The 11,701-nt window shown below is 70.4% G+C and carries 7 protein-coding genes and 1 pseudogene; 2 read left to right on the top strand and 6 right to left on the bottom strand.

Annotated elements, in window-relative coordinates; translation table 11 throughout:
• Nucleotides 1–7 precede the first annotated feature (7 nt).
• The gene (locus ACYVAG_RS13400; protein ID WP_460770420.1) at nucleotides 8–1,621 is read left to right on the top strand and encodes a dihydrolipoamide acetyltransferase family protein; all 1,614 of its coding nucleotides are present in this window, start codon (nucleotides 8–10) and stop codon (nucleotides 1,619–1,621) included.
• A 178-nt stretch (nucleotides 1,622–1,799) separates the two neighbouring features.
• Here the strand turns inward: ACYVAG_RS13400 and ACYVAG_RS13395 are convergent, their stop codons facing one another.
• From ACYVAG_RS13395 to ACYVAG_RS13385, 3 genes are all read right to left on the bottom strand, one after another.
• Complete coding sequence (locus tag ACYVAG_RS13395) at nucleotides 1,800–2,471, bottom strand: DUF4282 domain-containing protein (protein ID WP_460770418.1); 672 nt, start codon at nucleotides 2,469–2,471, stop codon at nucleotides 1,800–1,802.
• A gap of 156 nt (nucleotides 2,472–2,627) precedes the next feature.
• On the bottom strand, nucleotides 2,628–5,546 hold the full coding sequence (locus tag ACYVAG_RS13390; RefSeq protein ID WP_460770416.1) for a 5'-nucleotidase C-terminal domain-containing protein: 2,919 nt from the start codon (nucleotides 5,544–5,546) through the stop codon (nucleotides 2,628–2,630).
• Nucleotides 5,547–5,981: 435 nt separating this feature from the next.
• Entirely contained in the window at nucleotides 5,982–7,829 is a 1,848-nt protein-coding gene (locus ACYVAG_RS13385; RefSeq protein ID WP_460770414.1) for an acyl-CoA dehydrogenase, read from the bottom strand.
• A gap of 241 nt (nucleotides 7,830–8,070) precedes the next feature.
• On the opposite strand from ACYVAG_RS13385, the gene ACYVAG_RS13380 reads away from it, so the two are divergent.
• Complete coding sequence (locus ACYVAG_RS13380) at nucleotides 8,071–8,727, top strand: hypothetical protein (RefSeq protein WP_460770412.1); 657 nt, start codon at nucleotides 8,071–8,073, stop codon at nucleotides 8,725–8,727.
• Between the two features lie 24 nt (nucleotides 8,728–8,751).
• On the opposite strand, the gene ACYVAG_RS13375 is transcribed toward ACYVAG_RS13380, so the two are convergent.
• The 3 genes and pseudogenes from ACYVAG_RS13375 to ACYVAG_RS13365 all read right to left on the bottom strand — a co-directional run bounded on the left by ACYVAG_RS13375 (nucleotide 8,752) and on the right by ACYVAG_RS13365 (nucleotide 11,700).
• A complete protein-coding gene (locus ACYVAG_RS13375) occupies nucleotides 8,752–9,594 on the bottom strand; it encodes an HAD-IIB family hydrolase (RefSeq protein ID WP_460770410.1) in 843 nt (280 codons plus the stop codon).
• Nucleotides 9,595–9,598: 4 nt separating this feature from the next.
• Nucleotides 9,599–10,644, bottom strand: a pseudogene (locus ACYVAG_RS13370) (alpha/beta hydrolase).
• 504 nt (nucleotides 10,645–11,148) lie between these two features.
• Nucleotides 11,149–11,700 carry an MFS transporter gene (locus ACYVAG_RS13365; RefSeq protein WP_460770408.1) on the bottom strand — a complete coding sequence of 184 codons (552 nt, stop codon included), beginning with the start codon at nucleotides 11,698–11,700 and terminating at the stop codon, nucleotides 11,149–11,151.
• Nucleotide 11,701 lies beyond the last annotated feature (1 nt).

The following is an 11,701-nucleotide window of genomic DNA, read 5'->3' as shown; positions in this document are numbered from 1 at the left end:
CCCACCCATGAAGACGTTCAACCTGACCGATCCCGGCGAAGGACTCACCGAGGCCGAGATCATCACCTGGCGCGTCGCCGAGGGCGACACCGTGAAGGTCAACGACATCGTCGTCGAGGTCGAGACCTCGAAGTCGCTGGTCGAGCTGCCGATCCCGTGGGCCGGCAAGGTCGTGAAGATCATGGCGGCCGAGGGCGACACCGTCGACGTCGGCGCGCCGATCATCACGATCGACGACGGCACGGGCGTGGACGAGAAGGGGCGTCCCGCGGGCGACGCCGGTGGCGCTGAGCCTGCGAGTCGAAGCGACGCCGGAACGCTTGCTGAGCGAGCGCCAGCGAGTCGAAGCGACGACATGGTCCCCGCCGGAACGCTTGCTGAGCGAGCGCCAGCGAGTCGAAGCGACGACATGGTCCCCGCCGCCCCCGCCGGCGGCGAGTCCGAGGGCGAGAAGGCAAAGCGTACGCCGAACCTCGTGGGCTATGGCCCGAGCGAGGGCTCGACCACGCGGCGCGCCCGCAAGTCGCCCACCGGCAAGGACCTGTCGGCCGCGAAGACCCACCACCAGGTCGCCGACGTGTTCGCGACGTCGCAGCCGGTCGGCCGCCGCGCCGACGTGCGCGAGGCGCTGCCGGCCGAGCCGGTCGAGGCGTCGGGCGAGGCGCTGCCGTCGCCCGGCCACGCCCCCGAGCCCGAGGTCGGCGTGAAGCCCGGCAAGGTGCTGGCCAAGCCGCCCGTACGCAAGCTCGCGAAGGACCTCGGCATCGACCTGTCCCAGGTCCCCGCCACCGGCCCCAACGGGGTCGTCACGCGCGACGACGTGGAGGCGTACCGGTCGCAGGGCGCATCGGCCGACTCCGCGCCGCCCGCCGGCTCCGCCGCGAAGGCGCCCGCGCGCGTCGTCGCCGGGCTGGAGGACCGCCGCGTACCGATCAAGGGCGTCCGCAGGATGACGGCCCAGGCGATGGTCGACTCGGCCTTCACCGCGCCGCACGTCACCGAGTGGACCACCATCGACGCCACGGCGACGATGGAACTGCTCGAGACGCTGAAGGCCCGCCGCGAGTTCAAGGACGTACGCCTGTCGCCGACCGTGCTGGTGGCCAAGGCGTGCCTCGTGGCGATGGGCCGCAACCCCGAGCTGAACAGCGCGTGGGACGAGGCGGCGCAGGAGATCGTCTATCGCGGCTCGGTGAACCTCGGCATCGCCGCGGCCACCCCGCGCGGGCTGGTCGTGCCGAACATCAAGGGCGCCGAGCAGCTGTCGCTGCTCGACCTCGCGAACGCGCTGACCGAGCTCGTGACGGTCGCCAAGTCCGGGCGTACGCAGCCCGCCGACATGGCGGGCGGCACGTTCACGATCACCAACATCGGGGTGTTCGGCATCGACGCCGGCACGCCGATCCTCAACCCGGGCGAGGCCGGCATCCTCGCGATGGGAGCCATCGAGCGCCGCCCGTGGGTCGTCGGCACGGGCGCCGACGAGCGCATCGAGCCCCGCTGGGTCACGACCCTCGCGCTCTCGTTCGACCACCGCCTCGTCGACGGCGAGCAGGGGTCGAAGTTCCTGGCCGACGTGGCGCAGGTGCTGTCGAACCCGGGGCTGGCGCTGCTGTTCTGAGTCGGACGTTCTCCGAGCGTGTCATGACGTTCTCCGAGCGAGCGCCAGCGAGACGAGGAGCGCTCCTCGTCTCGGCCGCAGGCGGCCTCGCTCGGAGAACGTGATGGGTCGCTGAGGCCCGCGTACCCCCCTTTCCCAAATTGCGCACACGCGTGCGCGGGTTGGGTTCCCCCAGCGGTCAGCCCTGCTCGACGCGGGCCCGGATCACCTTGGTGTCCTGGTTCGTCCGCACCATCGCGAGCATCATCTCGAGCTGCACGCGCAGCGCGATGACGTAGAAGAAGAACACCGGGGCGCCGAACAGAAGCCAGATGAAGGCGGCGACGCCGCCGCTGCCACTGCCCGAGCTGTACACGCTGGCGGCCGAGCCCATGACCATCATCATCAGGGCCCCGCCGAGCCAATAGAGGGCGCCGATCACGATGCCGACGATGTAATAGACCTTCACCAGCGTCGGGGTCGCATACCGCGTGAAGCCGAAGTCGAACAGCGCCCTGAAGAAGCTGTCCTCGTCGCCACCGGGGTTGCCGGGTGCGCCCTGGTTGCCCGAGGCGACGTACGCCGGCTGCTGCTGCGTCTGGCCCTGCTGCGCTTGCCACTGGTGGGACGCCGACCCCTGCGACTGGGCCGACGGCTGGCCGTAGGGCGCCGAGCCCTGCGACTGCGCGTACGCCCCCTCGTCGACATAGCCGGCCGAGCGCTGGCCCATGGGGTCACCCCAGCTGTTGGAGGCCCCGGAGCCGTACGCCTGGCCCTGCTGGCCATAGCCCTGGCCGTAGCCCCCCTGCGCGGGATCGTGGTTGGACCCGCCTGCAGCGGGATTGTTCTGGCCATACTGGTCGTGGGACATGGCTGCATTCTTACCGTACGCGGGGTCGCGTACGCGCTGATCGCGCCAGCGAGTCGCGACCGCCCCGGGACGCCGACGGGCCCGGCCCCCGAAGGGACCGGGCCCGCCATCCGGCCGAGGTCGCCCGACGTGACAGTCGGGGGTCCTGCGTACGGATCAGATGAAGCCGCGCACCGAGTTCCAGGTGATGCGACCGCCCTGGAAGTCCTGACGGCACTCCCAGGCGCTGCCGACCGGGCCGCAGGTCTCGCCGCCGGTCGGATAGCCGTAGCGGCCCGCCTCCCAGCCGTTGCGCGCCCAGTGGCCGGCGATCGCGCCCCAGACCTGGTGGGCACCGGTCGAGGGCGACCAATAGATCGAACCGCCCTGGAACGTCTGGAAGCAGCCGCCATTCTTCAGGCCGCAGCGCTCACCGCTGGTCGGGTAGGCCAGCGAGCCGGTCTCCCAGCCCAGTCGCTCGTATTCGCGATAGATCGCGCCCCACACCGGGTGGGCGCCCGAGGCCGGCGAGAACAGGGCGAGGCCGCCCTGGAAGCGCTGGCCGCAGCCGTTGTCGCGGAGCCCGCAGAACTCGTCGGACGTGGGATAGCCCAGCGGGGAGGTCTCCCAGCCGGTGGCCTCGTACGCCACGCGGAGCGCGCCGCGGACCGACCAGGCGCCGGAGTTCGGCGACCAATAGATCGAGCCGTTCTGGAAGTGCTGGCCGCAACCGCCGTCGCGCAGGCCGCAGAACTCATCGGTGACGGGATAGCCGAGCACCGAGTTCTCCCAGCCCATCGAGGCCCACTTGTCGAAGATCGCGCCCGTGACGATGTGGGCGCCGGTGGCGGGCGTCCAATAGATCAGGCCGCCCTGGAAGCGCTGGAAGCAGCCGGACTGCGCCAGGCCGCAGACCTCGCTGATGACCGGATAGCCCAGCGCGCCGTTCTCCCAGCCCTGCGAGGCCCACTTCTCATAGATGGCGCCCTTGACCAGCGAGGCCGGGGAGTTGTCCGACCAATAGGTGGAGCCCTCGGGCGTCACGGTGAAGCAGCCGTTGTCGCGCAGGCCGCAGGTGCCGCCGCCCGCGACGACGGGGAACTCCGCGATGGTCGCGGTCGGCATGGCGGTGAGGCGCAACGTGCCGGGGCCGCCACCGAGGATGGTGACGGACAGCGACGCGACCTGGCCGTTGACGACCGCGGCCTCGCCGACCTTGCGCGGGTTGCCGCCGGCGGGGATGAACTCGGCCACCAGGGTCGTGTTCGGCGTGGCGCCGGTCGAGGTCTGGTCGAGCGTGTCGGGCGCCTTGGCGCCGGTGACGGGTACGCCGACCGCGAAGGTCTGGGCGACGCCGGCCTCGAACTGCTTCGGGGTCGGCCTCACCGAGACGCCGTGCTTGGCGAAGTCGGGCGTGACGCTCTTGACCTGCTGGATGTAGTCGACCCACGCCTCCAGGTCGACGCGGCCGGTGTCGCGCGTGTTGGCGCCCTTGAGGAACTCGCGGAAGTTGTCGCCGCCCTCGATCAGGAAGTTGCCCGACCCGAGGGTGTAGACCCCCGCCGGGTCGACGGGCTTGCCGGAGACCCAGATGCCGGTGATGCGGCTGCCCTCGGCCAGCGACTCGTCATAGGTGTAGTGCACGTTCTGCGAAAGGCCCAACTGCAGGTACGCGCGGCTCGGCACAGCGCCCGTGGCGTCGCGCTGCCACTGCTGCTCGAGCACCGTCTTCAGCTGGGCACCGGTGAGCTGGGTGGTCTTCAGGGTGTTGGCGAAGGGGAGGACCGAGGCGGCCTCCTTGTAGGTGATGTCGCCGGCGTCGAAGTCGGCGCGGGTGCCGCCCGGGTTCTGGACGCCGATGAAGTTCGGGTCGGTCTTGCCGAGCTGGTCCTTGAACATCTGGGCGACGAGGTTCGTCATCGCCGACTCGCGGCCGCGGTCCTCCTTGCCGCCGGGCAGCGCGCGGGTGACCGGCGCCGTGGCGTTGCCGATGACCTTCGCGCCGACGACGGCGGCCTGGGCGATGGCGCCGTCGACGATCGTCTTGATGGTCGCCGCCCGCGGGTAGGCGGCCACGGCGTCGGCCGCGGTCATCGACGGCTTGATGTTCGCCTTCGTGTAGCACGAGCCGACCTGCTTGGTCGTCGCGTCGACGGCGATCTCGACCTTGCCGATGAGGCCGGCGTACTGACCGGACTGCATGACCGGGCGCGCGCCACCGGCGGCGGGGCCGTCGTACGCGTACGTCTGGTGGGTGTGGGCGTTGTAGATCGCGCTCACGCGGGCGTCGGTGCCCTCGACCATCTTCTTGAAGACGGCGGAGCGGGCGGCCTCGTCGGCGTAGGCGCCGCTGCCGATGGCGCCCTCGTGGTAGGAGGCGATGATGACGTCGGCCTCGCCGTTGGCGGGGTTGCCGTCCTTGAGCTCGCCGGCGGCCTTGTTGACGGCGTCGACGGGGTCGGTGACCTCCAGGCCCTCGAGGCCGGCGGGCGAGACGAGCGCCGGCAGGTCTTTGGTCACAGCGCCGATCACCGCGACCTTCACGCCGGCGCGGTCGAAGATCTGGTAGGGCTTGGGGTCGTTGGCGTTCGCCGCGGAACCGGGCTTGCGGATGATGTTCGCCGCGAGGTAGCCGAACTTCGCGCGCGGCTGGACCCGGTCGTTGAAGTCGCCCTGGCCCTTGTCGTACTCGTGGTTGCCGACCGCCGACGCGTCGAGCGCGGCCGCGTTCAGCACGTCGATCGTCGGGTTGTCCTGCTGGGAGGCCGACTCGAACAGCGAGCCGCCGATGTTGTCACCGTTGGAGAGGAGCAGGGTGTTGGCCTCGCCCGCCGCCTTGCGCAGCTTCTCGATGTCGCCGAAGAACCCGACCGTGTCGGGTCCGGACTTCGCGATGCGCCCGTGGAAGTCGTTGAAGCTGAGGATGGTCAGCTTGTTCGGGACCTGGCACGTCTCGGCCGGGGCGGCCTGCGGCGTGGCCGGCGTACGCGTGGTCGCGGTGGCGCTCGGCGTCGCGGTGGTGGTGGGCGTCGCGGTGGTGGTGGGGGTCGCGGTCGGGGCGGCCGTCGGCGCTGCGTACGCAACGCTCGAGGCCATGGTCCCGGCGACGAGACCGAGGGCGCAAACGGATGCGGCCCCTCGAATCCAGCCTGGGATCTGCATTGACTCTCCTTGGTGTCGGGTCCCCACGGCTCGTGCCCATGGGATGCCTGAGCCAACCTCCTACGGGGAGGGGGTACGCGGCAAGCACCCGCCCAAGAAGTTCTCGTTTCGTTCAACAGACCGTGACCATTGCGTGGCCGACGACGTCTCGAAGCGCAGCCTCACGTTCTCCGAGCGAGCGAAGCGAGACGAGGAGCGCGCGACCGGAGGACCGGCCGGGCGCGTACTGACGTTCTCCGAGCGAGCGTAGCGAGACGAGGAGCTGCCTCCTCGTCTCGGCCGCAGCCTCACGTTCTCCGAGCGAGCGCCAGCGAGTCGAGGAGCGCCCGGCCGGAGGACCGGCCGGGCGCTGCGTACGTGGGGGGAAGATCAGAACGCCGATTCCGGCAGCTCCATGATGTCGACGTCGGTGGCCTCGAGCATCTTGCGCTCAGAGGTCAGCTTCGGCAGGTAGGTGCGGGCGAACCACTTCGCCGACGCGACCTTGCCCTCATAGAAGTCCCTGTCGGCACCGGACGCACCCTCCAGCCTGGCCAGCGCGACCTCGCCGGCCTGGATCATCAGCTTCGCGCAGATCATGTCGCCGAGTGCCATGAGCAGGCGGCTGGTGTTCAGGCCGACCTTGTAGACATTGCGCGGGTCGCCCCCGTTGCGGGGATCGGCGCCCTGGAGCAGCCCGATGAGGTGCTGGATCATCAGCGCCACGTCCTCGGCACCGCGCTGCAGGAGCGCGCGCTCGGCCTCGAGCGGGCCGCCGGCCTCGAGGAAGTCCTCGACGTCCTGGGCGAGTTTGCCGATGGCCTTGCCCTTGTCGCGCACGATCTTGCGGAAGAACAGGTCCTGGCCCTGGATCGCGGTGGTGCCCTCATAGAGGGTGTCGATCTTGGCGTCGCGGACGTACTGCTCGATGGGATAGTCCTGCAGGAAGCCCGAGCCGCCGAACGTCTGCAGCGACTCGGTGCCGAGCAGGGTCCAGGCGCGCTCGGAGCAATAGCCCTTGACGATCGGCAGCAGCAGGTCGTTCACGCGCTCGGCCATCTCGTCGACCTCGCCGCGGGCGGCGGAGAACCAGACGTCGTCCTGCAGCGTCGCGGTGTACTGCACCAGCAGGCGCAGCGCCTCCGACGTGGCCTTCTGGGTCATCAGGGACCTGCGTACGTCGGGGTGATGGGTGATCGTGACGCGCGGCGCGTCCTTGGCCGGGGTGAGCATGTCGGCGCCCTGGACGCGCGATTTCGCGTACTCCAGCGCGTTGAGGTAGCCGGTCGACAGCGTGGCCATCGCCTTGGTGCCGACCATCATGCGGGCGTGCTCGATGACCTGGAACATCTGGGCGATGCCGTTGTGGACCTCGCCGAGCAGCCAGCCCACCGCGGGGGCGCCGTCGCCGAACGTCATCTCGCACGTGGTCGAGACCTTGAGGCCCATCTTCTTCTCGACGTTGGTGGCATAGACGCCGTTGCGCTGGTCGGTGTGCACCTCGCCGGTCTCGAGGTCGAACATGAACTTGGGCACCAGGAAGAGCGACAGGCCCTTGGTGCCGGGGCCGCCGACGCCCTCCACGCCCTGGGGGCGGGCGAGGACGAGGTGCATGATGTTCTCGGTCATGTCCTGCTCGCCCGAGGTGATGAACCGCTTGACGCCCTCGATGTGCCAGGTGCCGTCCTCCTGCGGGAAGGCCTTCGTGCGGCCGGCGCCGACGTCGGAACCCGCGTCGGGCTCGGTCAGGATCATGGTGGCGCCCCACTGGCGGTCGACCATGTGCTTGGCGATCAACTTGTCGCGCTCCGTGCCGTTGTGCCAGACGACCTCGCCGAACTTGGGGCCGGCGGAATACATGTAGAGGGCGGGGTTGGCGCCGAGGATCAACTCCATGATCGACCAGCGCAGCGACGGCGGGGTCGGCTGGCCGTCGAGCTCGGCCGGCAGCTCGACGCGCCACCATTCCGAGTCCATGTAGGCCTTGAAGGCCTTCTTGGTCGATTCCGGCATCGTCACGGTGCGGTTCTCGGGGTCGTAGACGGGCGGCTCGCGGTCGGCCTCGGCGAAGACGTCGGCCATCTTCGTCTCGCAGAGGTTGGCCATCTCGTCGAGGACGGCCTCGGCGGTCTCGCGGTCCATGTCCTCGGCGGGGCCGGTGCCGAGGACGGCGTCGCGGCCGAGGACCTCGAACAGGTTGAACTTCGTGTCGCGCAGATTCGACTTGTAGTGGCTCATGATCCCTCGTGGCTCAGGTGTGGTGATTGGCTCGTGCACGCCGCTGTGACGTCACTCACGGTTCTGGTACGAGTATGCTACTCACCGGTAACACCTGCAAGGGGACTCTCGCGGGATTGACCCCCATCTGCTTACGATGACGGCGCCATCCCACCCCCGAGAGGCACCTATGTCCACGCCCGCCCGCCGAGCAGCTGATCCGCAGCCCAGACCGCGCCGATCGCCCCGTATAGCCCTCGCCGTGATCGGCGGCATCATCTGCGTCGCGCTTGCGGCAGCCCTCGTGTTCTGGGCCATCGGTTCACGCGAGGTGGAGCGAGTCGCGCCGGCCGCGGTCGCCGCGCCGGTCGCTCCCGCGTCGGCGGACGTGACGCCGACGGAGAGTGAGCAGGCCGTGGCCGAGCGCCAGTTGGCGAACTGCCGGCTGAAGGCGGTCGCGGGTGACCGCGTACTCGCGGAGTCGCGCACGGTCCTCGCGGGATGGGCGGAACACCTCGGCGCGACCGCCGACTTCGACGCCCAGAAGATCACCATCGAGGCGCGGGCCTCGACGTGGCAGCGCACCGCGGCGGATGCCGGCTCGTCGCTGAAGCGCCGCAGTGAGGCGATCACCGCGTACGCGGGGGTGCCCGAGTGTCAGTGGGTGGCCGGTGCGCCGGGGGACCTGGCGAAGCGGCTCGACGCGTGCTCGCTGCGGCTGACGATGGTCAAGCGGGCCATGGATTCGGCCGATCGGCCGGTCAGCGACTGGACGCGCCACCTGAAGGACGAGGCCGCCCACGCGGCCGACCCGAAGACGCAGGGCGACTGGGAGCGGGGCTGGTTGGGCCGCCGCTACGCGTTCGACGAGTGGGCGGACGCCGACAAGAAGTACGCGGGGGCGCCGGCCTGCGGGTGAGGCGTCGTTCTGGGAGCGAGTGGTTCACCGTTCTGCGAGCGAGCGCCAGCGAGTCGAGGAGTCAAGCCACGCCCCCACCGCCTCGTCGGCGTTCGTGCCCTCCAGCGTGATGTCCGCCGCCTCCCTGGCGGCCGGGTCGGCGTCGCCCATGGCGATCCCGATCCCTGCCCACGCAAGCATTTCGACGTCGTTGGGGGCGTCGCCGAACGCGACGACCTCGCTGCGGTCGACGCCGAGCTGGGCGCAGAGGCGGGCGAGGCCGGACGCCTTGGTCACGTCGGGATGGGCGATCTCGATGAACGGGGCGCCGGAGCGGGTCGCGGTGAACCCGTTGAGGCGAAGGGATTCGAGGGCCTCCAGCGTCTCCTGAGGGGTGGCGTCGGGCTCGCGGGCGACGAGCTTCAGGGCGGGCTCGGCGGTCACCTCCTGGAGGTTTCCGGTCGGCATCTCGGCGGGGTGGCGCTTGTGGTCGGAGAAGGCGGCGAGGTCGGGATATCCCTGCTGGGCCAGGAATCCCTCGGCGGCGTGACCGCGCACCGAGGCGAAGCGTACGCCGGGTCGATGGTGAGTGAGGGCGGTCGCGAGGTCGAGCTGGACCGCGGGGTCGAGGGTGGTGGCGAAGCCCACCTCGCCGGTCACGGTGTGCCAGGAGAAGGCGCCGTTGGAGCAGAGCGCCCAGCCGTCGAAGCCGGCAGCGGGGATCAGGTCCCGCAGGCCGATGGGCTGGCGGGCGGTCACGGGGACGACGGCGACGCCGAGGGCGCGGACGCGGTCGAGGGCCGCGCGCGTACGGGGTCCGATGCCGTCGGGGCGCAGGAGGGTGCCGTCGAGGTCGGTGGCGACCAGGCGTACGGGTGGGTGGCTCATGGGGTCAGCGCAGGCCGTCGGCGAGCGCGGAGGCGCTGCGGCGAGCGGCGGCGGCGGGCTTGAGGCCGTAGCCCTGGGCATTGACGAACGCGTGGATGAACCCGTCGAACAGCACGGTCTCGGTGGGAACGCCGGCTGCCTCGAGCTTCTCGGCGTACGCGAGGCCCTCGTCGCGCAGCGGGTCGAACCCGGCGACGACGACGCACGCGGGGGCGACGCCGGCGACGTCCTCGGCGAGCAGGGGCGAGCAGCGCGGGTCGCGGCGATCGGCGTGGTCGGGGACGTAGCGGTCGAAATACCACTCCATCTGGGCGGCGGTGAGGAAGAAGCCGCTGCCGAAGAGCTCATAGGACCGCGTACGCCGGCTCGCGTCGGTGACCGGGAAGATCGGCAGCTGGAATCGGGGGCCTCCCTCGGGGTCTGCGGCGGTGAGCTGGGCGACGACGCAGGTGAGGTTGCCGCCGGCGCTCTCGCCGCCGACGGCGACGCGGTCGGGGGTGGTGCCGAAGTCGGCGGCGTGGTCGCGGACGTGGCGGAAAGCGGCGACGGCATCGTCGACCGCAGCCGGGAAGGGTTCTCGGGGGCGAGGCGATAGTCGACGCTGACGACGGTGACGGCCGCGTCGAGGACGAGGCGCCGGGCGAACGAGTCGGCGCTGGCGAAGCCGCCGAGGACCCAGCCGCCGCCGTGGAAATAGACGAGGGCGCCGGCGGTCTTGGTTCTGGGGTCGGTGTGGGGCGGCGTGTGGACGCGGACGGGAATGGGGCCGGCGGGGCCGAGGATCGTGGTCTCGCGTGTGGCGACCTCGGGCTCGGCGCCGAACACGAACGCCTCGGCGTCGAGCTCCTCGCGGGCCTCGCCGAGGGGCTTGGTCTCGAACGTGTCACCGTTGGCGTTGAGGGCCTTGAGGGCGAGCTGGACGTCGACGTCGAGCTCCTGGCCGTCGATGACGACAGGGGGCCCGGCGATGCGCCGCTTGAGCGGGGTCGGCAGTGCACCGGCGGCGCGTACGGCGAGGCGAAGGGCGCGAGTGATCGGATCGTGGGCCATGGGGTATTGAACACGGTACGGCTGCGGCCTCGGCTCCGCCTCGGGACGCAACTTGCCTCGGCTCCGCCTCGGGCGCAACTTGCCTCGGCTCCGCCTCGGGCGCAACTTGTGCACACGACTGCACGAGTTGGGTGTACGCCCCGGCGTGTCGACGCAGTACGTGCACACGCGACGGGTGGGGCAGACTGGTAGCACGAATCGTCCGCTGGACCGTGTGTCACGAATCGGCCACTCGATGCTCCAGAAGGGCCACAGAGGGCTATGGGCGGAGAACTCTGGACGATGCGTGACATCGACGCCGGCGTACGAGGTCAGCAATCCAGGTGCCGCCGTCGTACGCAGGCTCATCGAGGCCGCGTACGCCCGGTCGCAGACTGTGCACAAGTTGCGTCGACACGCCGGCAACCCGACGCAACTCGTGCAGGCGTGTGCACAAGTTGCGCCGAGGCGAAGCCGAGGCCTGTACGCGGACCCGAAGCCGAGGCCTGTACGCGGACCCGGCCCTCACGCCTTCGCCGGCGCCGCGTCCTCGCTCGTCTCGTCGTCGGCGGTCAGCGGCGCCGCGATCTTCTCCAGGTTCTGGCCCTCGGCCGCGACCGCGAGGAACATCGCCACGATGCCGCCGATGATCATGAGCGCCGCGCCCACGTAGTAGCCGATCGCCAGCTGCGTGATGTCGTGGGCCTTCGATGCGTCCTCGATCAGCTTGCCGAAGAACAGCGGGCCGGCGATGCCGCCCGCCGCCGTCCCGACCGCATAGAAGAACGCGATGCACAGCGCGCGGGTCTCCATCGGGAAGATCTCGCTCGCCGTGAGGTACGCCGCGCTCGCCCCCGCCGATGCGAAGAAGAAGATCACGCAGCCGAAGATCGTCAGCGTCACCGCCGACAGCCCGCCCAGCATGAACCCGGCCACCGCCAGCAGCACGCCCGAGATCAGATAGGTCGCCGAGATCATCTTCTTGCGGCCCAGCGTGTCGAACAGTGGCGACAGCGCCAGCGCGCCGACGAAGTTCGACATGGCGAACGCCGCGATGTACCAGCCCGTCTTCTCCACT

This window comes from Mariniluteicoccus flavus, assembly GCF_054776655.1.
This window is presented reverse-complemented; position numbering and strand designations above follow the sequence as displayed.

Bases quoted from the DNA above. Each gene is read 5' to 3' on its own strand.
- ACYVAG_RS13400 (WP_460770420.1), top strand. From the start codon at position 8: ATGAAGACGTTCAACCTGACCGATCCCGGCGAAGGACTCACCGAGGCC.
- ACYVAG_RS13395 (WP_460770418.1), bottom strand. From the start codon at position 2,471: ATGTCCCACGACCAGTATGGCCAGAACAATCCCGCTGCAGGCGGGTCC.
- ACYVAG_RS13375 (WP_460770410.1), bottom strand. From the start codon at position 9,594: ATGAGCCACCCACCCGTACGCCTGGTCGCCACCGACCTCGACGGCACC.
- ACYVAG_RS13385 (WP_460770414.1), bottom strand. From the start codon at position 7,829: ATGAGCCACTACAAGTCGAATCTGCGCGACACGAAGTTCAACCTGTTC.
- ACYVAG_RS13390 (WP_460770416.1), bottom strand. From the start codon at position 5,546: ATGGCCTCGAGCGTTGCGTACGCAGCGCCGACGGCCGCCCCGACCGCG.